The 16,306-nt window shown below is 60.4% G+C and carries 20 protein-coding genes; 11 read left to right on the top strand and 9 right to left on the bottom strand.

Annotation, left to right across the window (positions count from 1 at the left end; translation table 11 throughout):
* Window positions 1-174 precede the first annotated feature (174 nt).
* From JDW18_RS02785 to JDW18_RS02775, 3 genes are read left to right on the top strand one after another with little or no spacing between them, the layout of a single operon-like run.
* Window positions 175-2,058 (top strand): methanol/ethanol family PQQ-dependent dehydrogenase, encoded by a 1,884-nt coding sequence (locus JDW18_RS02785; RefSeq protein ID WP_218242232.1) that lies wholly within the window; start codon window positions 175-177, stop codon window positions 2,056-2,058.
* A 52-nt stretch (window positions 2,059-2,110) separates the two neighbouring features.
* Complete coding sequence (locus tag JDW18_RS02780; protein WP_218242231.1) at window positions 2,111-2,716, top strand: pentapeptide repeat-containing protein; 606 nt, start codon at window positions 2,111-2,113, stop codon at window positions 2,714-2,716.
* A 1-nt stretch (window position 2,717) separates the two neighbouring features.
* On the top strand, window positions 2,718-3,206 hold the full coding sequence (locus JDW18_RS02775; protein ID WP_218242230.1) for a c-type cytochrome: 489 nt from the start codon (window positions 2,718-2,720) through the stop codon (window positions 3,204-3,206).
* Window positions 3,207-3,227: 21 nt separating this feature from the next.
* On the opposite strand, the gene JDW18_RS02770 is transcribed toward JDW18_RS02775, so the two are convergent.
* Complete coding sequence (locus tag JDW18_RS02770) at window positions 3,228-4,310, bottom strand: alpha/beta fold hydrolase (protein WP_218242229.1); 1,083 nt, start codon at window positions 4,308-4,310, stop codon at window positions 3,228-3,230.
* A 70-nt stretch (window positions 4,311-4,380) separates the two neighbouring features.
* Between JDW18_RS02770 and pqqA the strand changes: the two genes are divergently transcribed.
* From pqqA to JDW18_RS02735, 7 genes are all read left to right on the top strand, one after another.
* Window positions 4,381-4,455 carry a pyrroloquinoline quinone precursor peptide PqqA gene (pqqA, locus tag JDW18_RS02765; protein ID WP_084181563.1) on the top strand — a complete coding sequence of 25 codons (75 nt, stop codon included), beginning with the start codon at window positions 4,381-4,383 and terminating at the stop codon, window positions 4,453-4,455.
* Window positions 4,456-4,534: 79 nt separating this feature from the next.
* The gene (gene pqqB, locus JDW18_RS02760; protein ID WP_218242228.1) at window positions 4,535-5,452 is read left to right on the top strand and encodes a pyrroloquinoline quinone biosynthesis protein PqqB; all 918 of its coding nucleotides are present in this window, start codon (window positions 4,535-4,537) and stop codon (window positions 5,450-5,452) included.
* 10 nt (window positions 5,453-5,462) lie between these two features.
* Window positions 5,463-6,194 carry a pyrroloquinoline-quinone synthase PqqC gene (gene pqqC / locus JDW18_RS02755; RefSeq protein ID WP_218242227.1) on the top strand — a complete coding sequence of 244 codons (732 nt, stop codon included), beginning with the start codon at window positions 5,463-5,465 and terminating at the stop codon, window positions 6,192-6,194.
* Window positions 6,195-6,202: 8 nt separating this feature from the next.
* Window positions 6,203-6,478, top strand: coding sequence for a pyrroloquinoline quinone biosynthesis peptide chaperone PqqD (gene pqqD / locus JDW18_RS02750; RefSeq protein WP_218242226.1), 276 nt, complete (start codon window positions 6,203-6,205; stop codon window positions 6,476-6,478).
* On the top strand, window positions 6,447-7,571 hold the full coding sequence (pqqE, locus tag JDW18_RS02745; RefSeq protein ID WP_218242225.1) for a pyrroloquinoline quinone biosynthesis protein PqqE: 1,125 nt from the start codon (window positions 6,447-6,449) through the stop codon (window positions 7,569-7,571). The genes pqqD and pqqE overlap by 32 nt, the downstream gene beginning before the upstream one ends.
* Window positions 7,568-7,912 carry a c-type cytochrome gene (locus JDW18_RS02740; protein ID WP_218242224.1) on the top strand — a complete coding sequence of 115 codons (345 nt, stop codon included), beginning with the start codon at window positions 7,568-7,570 and terminating at the stop codon, window positions 7,910-7,912. Before pqqE ends, JDW18_RS02740 begins: the two co-directional genes overlap by 4 nt.
* Window positions 7,909-9,186, top strand: coding sequence for an NAD(P)/FAD-dependent oxidoreductase (locus JDW18_RS02735; RefSeq protein ID WP_218242223.1), 1,278 nt, complete (start codon window positions 7,909-7,911; stop codon window positions 9,184-9,186). The genes JDW18_RS02740 and JDW18_RS02735 overlap by 4 nt, the downstream gene beginning before the upstream one ends.
* Before the next feature lie 28 nt (window positions 9,187-9,214).
* Here the strand turns inward: JDW18_RS02735 and JDW18_RS02730 are convergent, their stop codons facing one another.
* From JDW18_RS02730 to JDW18_RS02715, 4 genes are all read right to left on the bottom strand, one after another.
* Window positions 9,215-9,418, bottom strand: coding sequence for a hypothetical protein (locus JDW18_RS02730; RefSeq protein WP_218242222.1), 204 nt, complete (start codon window positions 9,416-9,418; stop codon window positions 9,215-9,217).
* Window positions 9,419-9,442: 24 nt separating this feature from the next.
* Complete coding sequence (locus JDW18_RS02725) at window positions 9,443-9,766, bottom strand: c-type cytochrome (RefSeq protein ID WP_218242221.1); 324 nt, start codon at window positions 9,764-9,766, stop codon at window positions 9,443-9,445.
* Window positions 9,767-9,989: 223 nt separating this feature from the next.
* Window positions 9,990-11,009: a quinoprotein relay system zinc metallohydrolase 1 gene (locus tag JDW18_RS02720; protein WP_246610232.1), complete on the bottom strand. Its 1,020-nt coding sequence runs from the start codon at window positions 11,007-11,009 to the stop codon at window positions 9,990-9,992.
* Complete coding sequence (locus JDW18_RS02715; protein WP_246610230.1) at window positions 11,006-11,791, bottom strand: quinoprotein dehydrogenase-associated SoxYZ-like carrier; 786 nt, start codon at window positions 11,789-11,791, stop codon at window positions 11,006-11,008. Before JDW18_RS02715 ends, JDW18_RS02720 begins: the two co-directional genes overlap by 4 nt.
* A 225-nt stretch (window positions 11,792-12,016) precedes the next feature.
* On the opposite strand from JDW18_RS02715, the gene JDW18_RS02710 reads away from it, so the two are divergent.
* Window positions 12,017-12,508 carry a DUF421 domain-containing protein gene (locus JDW18_RS02710; protein WP_218242219.1) on the top strand — a complete coding sequence of 164 codons (492 nt, stop codon included), beginning with the start codon at window positions 12,017-12,019 and terminating at the stop codon, window positions 12,506-12,508.
* A 7-nt stretch (window positions 12,509-12,515) separates the two neighbouring features.
* Here the strand turns inward: JDW18_RS02710 and JDW18_RS02705 are convergent, their stop codons facing one another.
* The 4 genes from JDW18_RS02705 to JDW18_RS02690 form a co-directional block, all read right to left on the bottom strand.
* A complete protein-coding gene (locus tag JDW18_RS02705; protein ID WP_218242218.1) occupies window positions 12,516-13,307 on the bottom strand; it encodes an alpha/beta fold hydrolase in 792 nt (263 codons plus the stop codon).
* A gap of 137 nt (window positions 13,308-13,444) precedes the next feature.
* A complete protein-coding gene (locus JDW18_RS02700) occupies window positions 13,445-14,374 on the bottom strand; it encodes a DMT family transporter (protein WP_218242217.1) in 930 nt (309 codons plus the stop codon).
* A gap of 18 nt (window positions 14,375-14,392) precedes the next feature.
* The gene (locus JDW18_RS02695; protein ID WP_218242216.1) at window positions 14,393-15,523 is read right to left on the bottom strand and encodes an acyl-CoA dehydrogenase family protein; all 1,131 of its coding nucleotides are present in this window, start codon (window positions 15,521-15,523) and stop codon (window positions 14,393-14,395) included.
* 45 nt (window positions 15,524-15,568) lie between these two features.
* Entirely contained in the window at window positions 15,569-16,240 is a 672-nt protein-coding gene (locus JDW18_RS02690; protein WP_218242215.1) for an SDR family oxidoreductase, read from the bottom strand.
* Window positions 16,241-16,306 lie beyond the last annotated feature (66 nt).

Raw genomic sequence — 16,306 nt, 5'->3', positions numbered from 1 at the left:
TGCAAAACATATGCCACCCGGGGCCAGTTCCCGGCCTGCCCGGGAAAATTTCCCGGCTTTTCAGCTCCAGCCTCCCTCGACTCTGACGCGCTCTCATCGAGATACTGAGGACGCTGCCGGGCTCATGCCCCATAGCAGACCTGCCCGCCACCAGAAAACGAGGAGCCAAAATCAATGAAAAGTTCTGCCAACCGTCCTTTGCGCCTGAACACACTGTGTCTTGCGCTGGCCGCCGCTGTTTCCCTGCCCGCACTGGCTGTAAAGCCGGTGTCGTGGGAAGACATTGCCAACGACCACAAGACCACGAATGACGTGCTCACCTATGGCCTGGGCCTTACGGCACAGCGTCACAGCCCGCTCAAGAGCGTGAACACCAAGAACGTGGCCAACCTGCTGCCTGCATGGAGCTATTCGTTCGGCGGTGAAAAACAGCGTGGCCAGGAAGCCCAGGCGCTCATCCACGACGGCGTGATCTACGTTACCGCCTCGTACTCGCGCTTTGTGGCGCTGGATGCCCGCACCGGCAAGCGTCTGTGGACCTATGAGCACCGCCTGCCCGAAGACATCCGCCCCTGCTGCGACGTGGTCAACCGTGGCCCGGCCATCTATGGCGACAAAGTCTATTTCGGCACTCTGGATGCCCGCGTCGTGGCCCTGGACAGAACCACCGGCAAAGTCGTCTGGAATGAGAAGTTTGGCGATCACAAGGTGGGCTACACCATGACCGGTGCGCCTTTCATCATCAAGGATCAGAAGTCCGGCAAGGTGCTGCTGGTGCACGGCTCCTCGGGCGATGAGTTCGGTGTGGTGGGCTGGCTCTACGCCCGTGACCCCGATACCGGCAAGGAAGTCTGGGCACGGCCCATGGTGGAAGGTCATGTAGGCCGCCTCAACGGCCAGCCCAGCACCCCCACTGGCGACCCCAAGGCCCCCACCTGGCCTAACGACCCGAACTCCCCCACTGGCAAGGTCGAGGCCTGGAGCCAGGGCGGCGGCGCACCATGGCAGACCCCTTCTTTTGACGTGGAAACCAACACCATCGTGGTGGGCACCGGCAACCCCGCCCCCTGGAACACCTGGAAGCGCACCGCCAAGGGCGACGACCCCAGAAACTGGCCCAGCCTCTACACATCAGGCCAGGCCTATGTGGACCCCACAACCGGCGATCTGAAAGGCTTCTTCTCGCACACTCCCAATGACGCCTGGGACTTCTCCGGCAACAACTCCGTGCTGCTGTTCGATTACAAGGACCAAAAGACCGGCAAGACCGTCAAGGCATCGGCCCACGCCGACCGCAATGGCTTCTTCTTTGTGACCGACCGCCAGAAGCTCGCGCAAGCTGGCGACGGCCATCCCTGGAAGCAAAACGCCATCATCAATGCGTGGCCGTTTGTCGATGGCATCACCTGGGCTTCCGGCTTTGACCTGAAGACGGGCTTGCCCATCGAGAAGAACAATCGCCCGCCAGAGCCCAAGGCCGGTGAAGAAAAGGGTGAAAGCATCTTTGTATCGCCACCATTCCTGGGCGGCACCAACTGGATGCCCATGAGCTACAGCCCCGACACCGGACTGTTCTACATCCCCGCCAACCACTGGGCCATGGACTACTGGTCTGAACAGATCACCTACAAGCCCGGTGCGGCCTATCTGGGTCAGGGTTTCCGCATCAAGAAGCTGCACGAAGACCACGTCGGCATTCTGCGCGCCATCAACCCGCAGACCGGAAAAATTGCCTGGGAACACAAAGAGCAACTGCCTCTGTGGGCGGGCACTCTGACCACCGCCGGTGGCCTGCTGTTCACCGGCACCTCGGATGGCTTTGTGAAAGCCCTGGATCAGAAGACTGGCAAGGAACTGTGGAAGTTCCAGACCGGCTCTGGTGTGGTATCGGTTCCTGTGACCTGGGAGATGGATGGCGAGCAGTACATCGGCATTCAATCCGGCTATGGCGGCGCCGTGCCACTGTGGGGCGGTGACATGGCCGAGCTGACCAAGCAGGTGTCGCAGGGCGGCTCCATGTGGGTCTTCAAGCTGCCCAAGCAAGTCGCCAGCCGTTAAACGAACAGGCCCGGCTGGCCAACATGGCTAGCCGGGTGTTTCGGAGATCTGAATGAAGACTGTGTTGCGATATCTGCTGAGTCTCGCTATCGGGGTCCATGCCTTGGGTGCGCTTGCACAGCCCGACCATGTGGGCCAGCCAGACCATGAAAATGAAACCCTGGTCATTAATGGCTGCCCCATCTGGCCCTACACACGCTGCCCGGGCGCTGATCTGCGGCACGCCAATCTGGTGGGCAGAAACCTGGTGGGCGCAGACTTTCGCGGCGCCGATCTCAGCCGCGCCGACCTGCGCGGAGCCAATCTGGCAGTGGCCAATCTGACAGGCGCGAATCTGACAGGCGCACGCCTGACCAAAGCCACCGCGGCCAATACCGATTTCAAGAATGCCAAGTTCATTGGCACGGATCTGGATTCAGCCCGCCTCATGCGTTCGGACTTCTCCGGGGCGGAGTTCATTGGCGCCAATCTGGAGATGGCCCGCTTCAACCACGCGTGGTTTGTCGGCGCACGGTTTGTGGCCAGCAATTTTCAGGAAACCAAGTTTGTCGCAACCAACATGAAAAGCGCCAGCTTTGATGGCAACTACACGCTCTACACCGTGTTTACCGAATCCAATCTGGACGATTGCAAAGGCTGCAAAGAAAGCTGGAAGTGATATGCAAGCATGCTCTTTCCTTCTCCAAAAACTGTCACGCGGCATCCGTCACGCCAGCCTAGCGCTGGCCTTGCTGAGCACAGCGGGCGCCGCTGTCGCAATTGAAGCCATTGCGCCGCAGGTGGATGCATCAGGCCTGCCAGAGCAAGCCCGTCAATGGGCAGAGATCAACCCCGTTCGCGGCAACCCCGATGCCATCGCCATTGGCAAAAGTGCCTTCAACCAAAGCTGCGCAAAATGCCACGGCGCCGATGCCAACGCATCACGCTCACCCGCGCCTGATCTGCGCCGTATCGGCCTGGCCTGCAAGCGCGTTCGCGAGCCCGAATTGCAACAACGGTGCATGTCCGATGCCGATGCATTCTTTGTCAAATCCGTGCGTTATGGCAAACAGAAATTCGGCATCATCCACATGCCACCATGGGAAGGAATCATTGCGCCTGAAGTGGTGTGGGCCATGCGCAGCTTTGTCGAAACTGCACCGAAGTAAACAGCGTCTGGCATCACTTCTTCATTGGTTTTTCAGCAGCAGATGCACGCAATAGCGCAGGCTCAACAGCATCTCTGCCTCACTTCCAAGATGTCCGCAATGCGGCTGATGCAATCGCATCAGCCCACCTGCGGACATTCCCATTTCAAACCAGCGCTTGCTGTTGTCCGGCGGGCAGATCGCGTCAAAGCGCCCATGCACCCAGTCCACCGCAATGCGCTGCTGCGCAATGGCTTTCACGGCGGCATCCAGCTTCACTCTTTGCAAATGTCTGCGCTGCCCCAGATAGTGGGCCTGCAATCTGTACTTTTGCCATAGCTGAGCATCACGCACCGTCGCCCCTGGTGCCTTCAATACAGAGGCTGCTCGCCGCTGCTGCCGCTTAAGTTGCGCTCTCTCACGCCTCATGGCCATGGCAAGCTTCCCATCCGCGTGAATCAGGCTGCGCTGTATGCCTCTGAGGGCATCTCTCAGCTCCAGCAAATTCCAGCCCCGCACGATTCCCAGCGATCTGGCATTCGGTGTTGCGCTTTGGAACACCTGTCCCAATTTCGCCAGTGCCTGTGGCACAGCTTGCGCAGATTGCACCGGCCAGTTGATCTTGCGCAATGCAGGCAACGCCTTCCCCAGCGCTGATGCGGGCCGCAGCAAAGCGCCAATCTCCTTGCTCGATGCACCGAAAGAACCTCTGAGTACCAGACGCTGCACATGCTGCGGATAGTGATGTGCATAGAGCAGCGCCAGCACCGTTCCCCAGGAGCCCGCCAGCAAAGACCAGCGCTCCAGCCCCAGATGCCTGCGCAGCGCCTCCATGTCCTGAACCAGCGCCATGACATGGCTTCCCCGTATTCCACCTTTCGGTCTGGATGCACCACTGCCGCGCTGGTCCAGCGCAATCACGCGCTGTCGCTGCAAATCAAACGCTGCCAGCATGGATGGCTGGCAGGCGCCACCCGGCCCGCCATGTACCAGCAACCATGGCTCCCCCTGCCTGCAGCCCGCATCACGCCAGCCAATGCGATGCATGGCCGGGCGCTGCAAACACTGAGGCTTGGGCCAGGTCTCAAGGTCGGAGCAAATGGCATTGATATTGCTTTTCTTCATTGCAGTCGATGGAGTTTCAAACCACGGCTGACACACATGTTTCATGCCAACCAACTTTCAGGAGACAACCATGCAATGGACAGCACCTTCTTTCACGGACCTGCGTTTCGGCTTTGAAATCACCATGTACATCGCCAACCGCTAAACCCATCCACTTCCTAACGTAACGCAGTCAAGGCCTTGCCTTCCGGGGCGGGCCTTGATTGCCATCCTCAGGCCTTTCTATGTATCTGCGTGTTCTTGGTTCTGCTGCAGGCGGCGGCTTTCCTCAGTGGAATTGCAACTGCCCCAACTGCGATGGGCTGCGACGCGGAACAGTGCGCGCCCAGGCCAGAACACAGTCTTCCATCGCGCTCAGTGCAAACGGAATCGACTGGCTGCTGGTCAATGCCTCCCCCGACATACTGACGCAGATACGCCAGACCCCGCTCTTGCAGCCCGCCCGCGCCATTCGTGACAGCGGCATCGCCGCAGTTCTGCTGATGGACGCCCAGATTGACCATGTCACCGGCCTGCTGATGCTGCGCGAAAGCAAGGCAGCGCTGCCGCTGCTGGCCACGCCAGAAGTCATTGCCGATGTCAGCGAAGGCTTCCCCATCACCCGCATACTCTCGCACTACTGCGGCGTGCAGTTGCACCCGCTGTCATGCAATGCTGCCGATATTCAGGTTCCCGGCGTCGATGGCCTTGAGCTGACGGTGGTCAGTCTTTCTTCCAAGCCACCGCCCTACTCGCCATTCAGAGAGTGCCCGCGCCCTGGCGACAACATCGGTCTTATCGCCCATGCAGGCCCTGGTACACCCAGACTTTTCTACGCCCCGGGCCTTGCGGAAGTCACGCCCCAGCTCCACGCACTCATGGCTGAGTGCGACATCGTGCTGGTCGATGGTACTTTCTGGACTGCCGACGAAATGCAGCAGCTAGGCTTGTCCCACAAAAGCGCTTTCGACACTGGGCATCTCCCGCAAAGTGGCGCTGGCGGAATGATCGAACACCTGCAGCGGCTGCCCCAGCGCACGCGCAAGCTGCTGATACACATCAACAACACCAACCCCATCCTCAACGAAGACTCAGCAGAGCGCGCGCTGCTGCAGAAACTTGGCATAGAAGTCGCATGCGATGGCATGGAAATCGTCTTTTGAGGAAAAACCCATGGACATGGCCGCCACACCATCTTCCGCACAGGTTCATCAGGCCTGGTCGTCCAGTGAATTTGAAGCCCGCCTGCGCGACAAAGGGCAGGCCTACCATATCCATCACCCCTTCAATGTGCGCATGAACGCTGGCGGCTGCACACCGCAGGAGCTGCGCTGCTGGGTGGTCAACCGCTTTTACTACCAGATCTGCATTCCGCGCAAAGACGCCGCTATTCTGGCCAACATGCCTGACCGCGCTCAGCGCAGGCTATGGGTGGAGCGCATCCTCGATCACGACGGTCATGGCGACTACGAAGGCCCGTCCGCAGGCGGTATCGAAGCCTGGACACGCTTGGGTGAAGCCGTGGGCATTGACCGAGAGGAACTCTGGTCACTGCGCCAGGTTGCGCCTGCCGTGCGTTTCGCCTGCGATGCCTATGTGAACTTTGCCACCAAAGCCCCGTGGCAAGAAGCAGTCTGCTCATCGCTGACAGAAATGTTTGCCCCCCAGATTCACAAGGACCGGCTGGCCAGCTGGCCCGGGCACTACCCCTGGATTGATGCCGAGGGGCTGGCCTATTTCCGCTCTCGCATTCCGCTGGCCTCGCGCGATGTGGAGCATGGCCTGCGTGTCACGCTGGAGCACTTCACCACGCGCGAGTCCCAGCAGCGAGCGCTGGAGATTCTGCAATTCAAGCTCGACATTCTGTGGAGCATGCTCGACGCCATTGAGAAAGCCTGCCAATGAACGCAGCCATGGACCTAGAACAGACCCACTTCTCCGAGCACCCCACGCTCTCCCGGCGCCTGCGTCTGCAATACGAACCTGCGCAGGAAAGCTGGGTCTTGCTTTACCCAGAAGGTATGGTGCAACTCAATGCCAGCGCCGCTGAAATTCTGCGCCGCTGCGACGGCAGCCACACCATTGCCGCCATCGTTCAGGAACTCGAAAAACTGTTCAATATTCAGGGCATCGCCGCTCAGGTGCAGGCACTGATTGATGAGGGCACGCACCGTGGCTGGATCGAATGACATCAAGCCACCGCTGTGGCTGCTGGCCGAGCTGACATATCGCTGCCCGCTGCACTGCATTTTTTGCTACAACCCCACACGCTATGCACACACGGGCAGTGAGCTGGGCACTGCTGAATGGGTTGATGTGATGCGCCAGGCCCGTGCCATGGGTGCGGCGCAGATTGGCTTTTCCGGCGGCGAGCCTCTGCTGCGCGATGATCTGGAAGAACTGGTGCAGGAAGCGCGCAGCCTGGGCTTCTACACCAACCTCATCACCTCTGGCGTTGGCCTGACAGATGCCAGAGCCACGCGTTTGAAGCAGGCAGGGCTGGATCATGTTCAGCTCTCGTTTCAGGACAGCACCCGTGAACTCAACGACTTTCTGAGCCATACCCGCACCTTCGATCTGAAGAAGAAAGTCGCTCGCACCATCAAGCAGCACGACTGGCCCATGGTGATGAACTGCGTTTTGCACCGCCACAACCTGCCCCATGTGGGCAAGATCATCGAGATGGCGCTGGAACTGGAGGCAGAGTACCTGGAGCTGGCCAACACCCAGTACTACGGCTGGGCCTGGCTGAACCGTGATCACCTGATGCCCACGCGCGAGCAACTCGTGGAAGCAGAAGCCGTCGTCAACCGCTACCGCGCACAGATAGGTAAGCGCTGCCGCCTGCTTTTCGTTGTTCCCGATTATTTTGAAGAACGCCCCAAGGCCTGCATGAATGGCTGGGGTTCGGTCTTTCTCAGCGTGGCCCCCGATGGCCTGGCCATGCCCTGTCACAACGCCCGCGACCTGCCGGGCCTGGCCCTGCCCGATGTGCGCCAGCAGCCGCTGGCCAATATCTGGCATCGCAGCCAGGCCTTCAACACCTATCGCGGTGATGAGTGGATGCAAGCGCCCTGCCGCAGCTGCGATGAACGCCACAAAGACTTTGGCGGCTGCCGCTGCCAGGCTTTTCTGCTGACGGGCGATGCCGCAGCCACAGACCCTGTCTGCAGCAAATCTGCACACCATGACAAGGTGGTGCAACTGGTGCGCAGCGCGCCAGAGCGGCGCCACATTCCCATCGTCTTTCGCAACGACGCCGAGTCGCGCTCCATGCCATGAGTGCGCCCCTGCGCAATGCCTTCAAGGGCATACAGCTATCATTTTTGATAGCTTTGCCTTTGAGCCTGCAGGCACAGACCACCACAGTGCCCAATACAGCAGACTTGAAAGTCCTGACTGGAACCTGCTTCAGCTGCCATGGCGAGCCCGGGTACACACCTGCGGGCATGCCCGAGCTGCGCGGCCAGAGTGCTCAACGGCTGCAGCAGCGCATGCTGGATTTCAAGAATGGCAAAGCCCCAGACGCCACTGTCATGCACTGGATCATGAGCGGCTACGAAACTGCAGAAATAGCGGCACTGGCGCAGTGGTTCTCGCAAGCACAAAAGGCCGCGCCATGAGTTTGAGCAGGCGCCATCTCCTGACGCACGCGCTCTCAGGCACAGCCAGCCTGGCCATGCCTGCCATTGCAAGATCACAAATGGCGTCTGCCCATGTTGTCGTGGTGGGCGGTGGCTTTGGCGGTGGCACAGTCGCCCGCCACCTGCGCCAGCATCTTCCGCAGCTGCGCATCACACTGGTTGAGCCTGCACAGCGCTTCTACACCTGCCCTTTCTCCAATCTGTACCTGGCAGGGCTGCGCAGCTGGGAAAGCCTGGGCCATGGCTTTGACGGCCTGCGCGCCATCGGGATCGAAGTCATTCATGCCACCGCGCTGGATGTGAACACCACTCAGCGCAACATCACACTGGACAACGGCCAGCGACTGAACTGGGAAAAACTGGTGCTTTCCCCCGGCGTGGACATGCGGTGGAACGCGCTGGAAGGCTATGACAAGGCTGCGGCCAAGCTGGCACCTCACGCCTGGAAAGCCGGCGCGCAGACCCAGTTGCTGCGCCAGCAAATGGAAGCAATGAAGGATGGCGGCCTGTTTGTGATGGCGATTCCAGACAACCCGTTTCGCTGCCCGCCAGGGCCCTACGAGCGAGCCTCCATGGTGGCGCATTACTTCAAACAGCACAAACCACGCAGCAAAATTTTGCTGCTTGATGCCAAGGAAAACTTCTCCAAGAAAGCTCTTTTCCTGGAAGGCTGGAAAGCGCTGTACGGCGAGATGATTGAGTGGATCAGCCTCTCGCGTGATGGACAGGTTACACGCGTCGATGCGGCGGCACTGGAAGTGGAGACAATGTTCGGCCAGCGGCACAAGGCCGATGTGCTGAATGTGATTCCCCCGCAAAAAGCCGGACTGATTGCGGAGCGCGCTGGCGTGACTGACTTCAGCGGCTGGGCCCCTGTGCGCGGTGAGAGTTTTGAATCGGCACAGGTGCCCAATGTCTATGTGCTGGGCGATGCCAGCTTTGCCGGGCCCATGCCCAAATCCGGGTTTGCAGCCAACAACCAGGGAAAGATGGTGGCCGCAGCCATTGCTGCAGCGCTCAGCGATCAAGCGCCCCCCACGGCCGTCTATGCCAATACCTGCTACAGCCTGGTCGGGCAGGATTACGGCATCTCTGTCGCAGGCATTTATCGCGCCCAGCAAGGCAGGCTGGTGGATATGCCGGGATCGGTCGGAATCAGCGCACTCCATGCCGATGCCAGCGTTCGCACTGCCGAGGCTCGCTACGGCAGCGCCTGGTACCAGGCCATCAGCACCGATATCTGGGATCGCTGACTCATCCCATCACGCAGCGCTCAGCCATTCATCGACAACTCGCCGCACCGCCCACTGGTGATTCTTCCTCGTCTGCCAGCGCCAGCCGGGACAGGATTTCACGCGCCTGAGCGTGATAGCCCAGCCTGCTGGCAGCAACTACCTTGAGTCGCAACGCCTGCGGGCTCTCGTCGGGCATCAGAATCATCCGGGCTGCACCCAGCAAGGTGAGAGGATGATTCTGGTGCGGCATGTCGCTCAGCGCTGTTTTATGGCCTCAGGGCTTGTTGGACATCACCCAGGTGGCCAGAGACTTGAGCTCATCGTTGCTCAGGCTCGCGTGGGCCGGCATGGCAATCCGCCCCCACTTGCCCTGAGAGCCCCGCTGGATGGACTGCGTCAGCGTCGAGACGGCATCCTTTTCACCTGCATATTTCTCGGCAATCGAGCTGAAAGCAGGGCCCACAATTTTTTCCTTGGCAGAGTGGCAGCTAAAGCAGCCGCTGGCTTTGGCCAGATCTGCAACAGCAGCCGAATCTGCCGCGGATGCCTGGCTGCAAGCGCCAATCCAGAGAAGACCCAGAAGAACTTGAGTGCGCATAAGTCAATCCAATCCGAAATGAAATGGGGCCGATAACGGCTCTACACAGATACGCAGAAAGAGTGGCAACATCCATGCCAGCTTTTGATCTGCGTCAGTGCCTTTCATCTTTTGTCTTGATGCCGAAAATGCGCAGAGTGATGTTCTCAATCAGTACCGAACTGACACAGAAACTGCACCATGCGCTGTTCAGAAATGCAGCACAGTCGCTGGCCGAGCCCTCTCAAGGTTTCGCCCCTGGTTCTGTTTCAAGCACCGGCCCCAGAGCCTGCTGCTCATACCTTGGGAACCACTGCACCAGACTGCGATGAAACTCCGCGGGCTGCGCCGCCCATGCTGCAAAGCGCTCTGGCACACGGGTTTGCAGCAGCTCTGCCAGATCAGCGCCGCGCTCGGCGTGCGTTCGCATCAACGCATCCAGCCACAACAGCCAGTCCCGGGTCTGCGCAATTCCGCGCGAGCCCTGGTGCACCGGCCCGTGGCTTGGCACCACCAGTGAAAACTGCCCCTGCTTGTGCCACTGCTCCAGTGTGTCCAGACTTTCCAGCCATTTTTTGATATCGGCATGCGGTGTGGTGGGAACGCGGTCGGCAAAGATCAGACCTCCCGCAAAAAGCACTCCGGCCTGCCTGTCGATAACCAGCAAATCATCGGCTGTGTGCCCCTGCAAGCGGCGTAGCTCCAGCGTGCGATTGCCGACTTTCAAGGTCTGCGGTTCAATCGTTTTTTGCGCGGCATGGGCCTGGGTTCCCTTCATCCAGTCGCCGCAGATGCGATAGAGATTGTCCTCATACGCAGCACCTTCTGCCTGCATGCCAGCAATGCTGCCTGCCAGCGCCTGAATGGGCTTGTCTTGCCAGGCCTGATTGCCCAGAAAGTAGTCGGGATGCAAGTTGAGATTCAGCACCTGATGCACCTGCTGCCCGGTCACTTTCTCAATCAGGCGGCGCTGCTGCTCTCCATACCGTCGCGAGGGGCCGGTGTTGATGACGACCACCCCATCAGCAGTGCCCATGAACGCCGTGTTGATGATGTTGCAGCCATTGCTTCTGGCAAAGTCGGCCACCGCACCTTCGATGACCCAGGTCTGATTGGAAATCTTCCGTGCCTGCAGGCCGTAGTCCAGAGTGGCCATATCGGGCCGGGGCGGCGCGGGCAAGCTCTCTGCATGCAGGGTCTGCGCAAAGACCATGGCCAGCGCCGCACTGAAAGAGACACTGAAGAGTGCAAGCCGCGACCTCATGCCCGCACCTGTGCATCAATACGGTTGCCGTTGTTGTCCTGGCCTTTGAGCCTGAATTGTTGCGGGCCCTGAGCAGGCAGCTCAAAGGTAAGCATGGGGTTTTCCGACACCGGCTCGCGCATGTGCAGACGCCACCATGCCTGGTCTGCGGCATCCAGCAGCTCCAGCTGGTCAATGTAGAACGCAGGAATCCCGGCCACCAGCCCCGTATCCATGGGGTGCATGATGCGCACGCGCAAGCGCCGGCTTCCTTCCACGACATTGCCGAAAATGCGGGCCTGCACCTGGTTCAACGTCGTTTTCCAGGAGCCGTCTGCACGCGAGGCACCGGGCACGGTGCAGCCACCGCCTGCGGCCTGTACCCAGGCACCGCCTACATGCCACTGCCCGTCCCGTGTTCTGACCATGGCACGGATGGGCGATGCCTGCTCCAGCCGGATACGAAAAGACAGCATGGGCAGCGCCTGCAAAGGCTCGAAGGTCAGTACTTCACGAATGGGGTTGCGATCGACTGCCACCACAATCTTTTCCACCCCACCACCCACGGCTGACAGCGCACGCGCATCCAGCTGCAGCGGCACGTTCATCGCATCATCGGCAAATGGTGGTGTGCGCAGCACGACCGCCTGCGAAAAGCGCATGGGCTGCCCCGCAATGAATTGCTCACGCAGCGATGGCCATTGCATGGAACCCAGAGGGTCCCCGCCGGTCTTGTCATCATCTGCCCTGGCATGGAGGGTGGCTCCCAGCACGGAGCCCAGCAGTAGTTCACGACGCAGCAAAACGCAATCTCCCGGAGATTCAGTCTCTGCCAACAGCCGCAAGAAAAATGCCAGCATGAAGAGGGCACTGCGGCAGAGCGGCGACGCCCCCTGGCGCATGCGCACGGCCCAGAATGCGCCACTTTGGAACACTTTTCATGCAACAGCTGTACTGCTGCAGCACTCATCGCTTGCGACGAGGCGGCTTGCACGGCACAGTCAAATCCTCGCAGCAAGGAGCTATCGATGTTTGCAATGGCCGTCCCATGGTGGGAATTTGTGATTCGCGGCGTGGCCGTCTATCTGTTTTTGCTGGTGTTTCTGCGCATCACCGGCAGGCGCCAGACGGGGCAATACGCTCCGTTCGATCTGGTGCTGCTGCTGATTCTTTCCAACGCGGTGCAAAACTCGATGAACGCCGGTGACAACTCGCTGATTGGCGGTCTGGTCAGCGCCAGCACTCTGATTGCCTGCCATGCACTGCTCTCGCACCTGAGCTATCGCTACCCGTCTTTGCGCCACATCATCGACGGCAAACCCAAAGTGCTGATTCATTCAGGCGCCGTGCAGCAAGAGTTACTCAAGCAGGAGCAGATCACCGCCGATGACCTGGCCGCCGCCTTGCGCGCCAATGGCTGCCTCAATGCCCATGAGGTGGAACGCGCCACCATCGAAACCAATGGCCAGATTACCGTGGTGCTGCGCAAGCGCAGCGCTTCTGAAATAGGTGAGGCCTGATGCCGTATCAGTGCTGCTCGTTCAAAAATGCCTGAATGGCGGCATTGACCGGCTCTGGGTGCGTCAGATTCGATGCATGCCCCGCACCCGCCACATCCACCCAGCGCGCATTGGGCAAGGCCTTGAACATGGCGCGGGCACGCTCGGGGGCAATGGCTGCGTCCTTGTCGCCATGAAGGACCAGCGTGGGTACCTTGATCTCGGCCAGACGCGGGCTGATGTCGTCGCGCAGCGCTAGCGTGGCAAAGCTCTGCCCCAGGTTGATGGGTGATGCCTGCTTCCACTTGGCACGCCACTGGGCTGCACCGCTCCAGCCCTCGCCCAGCACGATGTGCTCCACCGTGGCCGCCATGTCGTCAGACAGGCCATGCTCCATCCAGGCTTTAAGCAGCGCCTCGTGGTGGGGCAGCAGTTCGGGGTCTTCCATCATGGCCTGGGTGTCTATCAGCACCAGTGCGGCCACCACATCAGGGTGAATCAGCGCGCAGCGCAGCGACAGATAGCCGCCTTGCGACATGCCCACCAGCACAGCCTTGTCCACACCCAGAAATTTGAGCAGCGCTGCCAGATCGTCCGCACTGTCGTAATAGCTAAAAGGCGCGCAGTGTTCAGGGTCAGCCGTCTGGCCATGACCACGCTCATCCCAGCTGATGCAGCGAAACTGCCCCTGCAGGGCTTCAATCTGCGGATCGAACATGCTGCGGTCCATCAGCAGCCCATGCGAGAACACAATCACCGGGCCGCGTCCACCCGTGTCTTCGTAATAGATGTTCTGGCCATTGACTGGGGCAAAAGGCATGTGCGGACTCCCTGCGACAGTTGGATAGAAACGGGGCGCGCAAGCCCCTGATTGAAAACATCCTAGGCAGAGCCGGTGACAACATCAACCGGCAAGCCCCTATGCCGCCACAGTCAGCGGCGCAGAGTTGACAGCCGTCAGCTTTTGCGAGCAGGCAGATAACGCACCAGCCAGCGGTAGCCACTGACCAGCACGATGCCTGCCAGCACCAGCAGCGCCCCCAGCGCAAAGTTGGGTTCTACGGGCTCATCCAGCAGCCAGGCTCCCAGCACCACGCCCAAAATAGGTGTCAGAAATGAAAACACACCCAGACGTGATGCCAGATAGGTGCGCAGCAGGCTGAACCAGACCAGAAAGCTGAAAAAGCACACCGCCACTGCATTGAAAGCCAGAGAAGCCCACACCGGCCAGCTGGAATGAAAGGTAGTCTGCCCCATCCACACCGACGCAATGCCCAGCAGCACAAAGCCCACTGCCAGCTGGTACAGCAAGGTCTGCGTGGCAGGCAGGCTGGATAGCGCCGTGGTGCGAATCGCCACCGTGGTCAGCCCCCAGGCCAGCGCACCGCCCAGCGCCAGTGCATCACCCAGCACAGAGGTCTGGCCCTGACTCTGCGCCGCCTGCCCCAAGAAAGCCACGGCTATCCCGCCAAAAGCCAGCGCAATACCAAACCACTGCAGCGGTGCCAGCCGCTCCTCAGGCAGTTTCAGGTGCAAGCCCAGCGCCGCAAACACCGGAGCCGAGTAGAGAAACACCACCACATGCCCGGCCGTGGTGTAGCGCACGGCCTGCCCGACCATGACGAACTCCAGCGCAAACAGCACCCCCACCAGCAAGCCGGGCTGCCAGATACCGCTGGCAAGCGTCAGCCGCTCACCCTTGAAGCGCATATAAAGCCACACCAGCACCGCAGCAATGCCAGAGCGCAGCGCCAGTTGCAGCGTGGGCGAGAAGTCCTGCGCCGTCGCCTTCAGCAGAATCTGCTGCAGGCTCCAGATCAGGCACAGCAGCAGCATCAGGCCGACAGCCTGGCCGTCCAGCGGTCGCCGGGTGTCAGTGGTACTCATTGCTTACAGATGCAGCGCTCAGGCCAGCGCGCGCTGGATCAGGATTTTCTGCACATCGCTGGTGCCTTCGTAGATCTGGCACACGCGCACATCGCGGTAGATGCGCTCCACCGGGAAATCGTTGACCACGCCGTAGCCGCCCAGGGTCTGGATGGCCATGCTGCACACGCGCTCGGCCATTTCGCTGGCAAACAGCTTGGCCATGGCGGCTTCCTTCAGGCACGGCAGACCTGCATCGCGCAGGCTGGCGGCGTGCCAGATCAGTTGGCGGGCCGCTTCAATTTGCGTAGCGCATTCCGCAAGCCTGAAGCCAACAGCCTGATGATTGAAGATGGGCTGACCAAAGCTTTCGCGCTCTTTGCTGTATTGCAGCGCGCATTCAAATGCCGCACGCGCCATGCCCACGCTTTGCGCGGCAATACCGATGCGCCCGCCTTCCAGCGCGCTCAGTGCAATCTTGTAACCCTCGCCCTCCGCACCAATCAGGTTGGCGGCGGGAATGCGGCAGTTTTCAAAATTGATCTGCGCTGTATCGCTGGAATGCTGGCCTAGCTTGTCTTCCAGCCGCGCCACCTGATAGCCGGGGTTGCTGGTGGGCACGATAAAGGCGCTCATGCCTTTCTTGCCCGCCGCCTTGTCGGTCACGGCAATGACAATGGCCACGTCGCCATTTTTGCCGCTGGTGATGAACTGCTTGACGCCGTTGATCACGTAATCGCCACCATCCCTGATGGCCGTGGTGCGCAGTGCCGATGCATCACTGCCCACATGCGGCTCGGTCAGGCAGAAGGCGCCCAGCATCTGGCCTTGGGCCAGTGGGCGCAGCCATTGCTCCTGCTGCTGGGCGTTACCGTATTTCATCAGGATGGCGTTGACCGGGCAGTTGGTCACGCTGATGACGGTGCTGGTGCCGCCGTCGCCTGCGGCAATTTCTTCCAGCACCAGCGCCAGGCTCAGATAGTTCATACCCGCGCCGCCCAGCTCCTCAGGCACGCAGATACCATAGGCGCCCAGCGCGGCCAGGCCCTGGTGCACATCCTTGGGAAAGTGATGGTCCTTGTCCCAGCGCGCAGCGTGGGGGGTAATCTGCTCGCGCACAAAGTCGCGCACGGCGTCGCGGATCATTTCCTGGTCCTGGTTCAGCAGCATGTGTGTCTCCAATAGTTATAGCTGTATGCCCATATTCAGCCTGGGCTAGGCATCTAAAAGTCTGGTGCTTGTGCCGTCATAGCGCAGCAGGCTGCCGCGGTCTTCGGGGCGCACTTGCTCCAGCGCCTGCATCAGGCCCTGCACGCTTTTCTCTACGGTGATGGGGGCGGATGCCCCGCCCATTTCGGTCTGCACCCAGCCGGGGTCCAGCGCCAGCAGCGTCAGGCCCGGCCAGTGCTGGCAGGCTGATGCCACGGCCATATTGAGCGCGGCCTTGCTGACGCGGTAAAGCCAGGCGTTTTCATCGGCCTGCGCCGGCAGCGACATTTCGCTGGAAAAAGCAGCGATGACGCCACCCGCCTCCTGCACCATGGGCGCAATCTGCGGCAGCGCCTGCATAAAGCCCAGCACATTGCTGTGCATGACCGCATCGAACTGCGGCTGTGTGGGCGGCACGCCTGCGGCATGACCATCCCAGATGCCTGCAACGTAAAGCGCCAGATCAATGGCCTCGCCATCCAGCTGCCAGGCCAGGCCGCTGACGCTGGCGGGGCTGGCCAGATCAATCTGCAGAACCTCGGCCCCCATGGACTGCAGCTCGGCCATGTCCTGCGCCTTGCGCACCGTGGCAATGACGCGATGGCCCTGCTCCAGATAGGCCTGCGTCAAAGCCTTGCCCAGCCCGCGAGAGGCCCCCAGAATCAGTATCAAAGACATAGCTGGCAGCGCCTGTTGGTATTGAATTTCAAGTTGTTTTTCATGCAAACCCCTTTCAACATCAGC

The sequence above is a fragment of the Comamonas fluminis genome (genome assembly GCF_019186805.1).
GTDB classification, from domain to species: Bacteria; Pseudomonadota; Gammaproteobacteria; order Burkholderiales; family Burkholderiaceae_C; genus Comamonas; species Comamonas fluminis.
The sequence above is the reverse complement of the archived record's forward strand: the minus strand, read 5'-3'. Positions and strand labels throughout refer to the sequence as shown.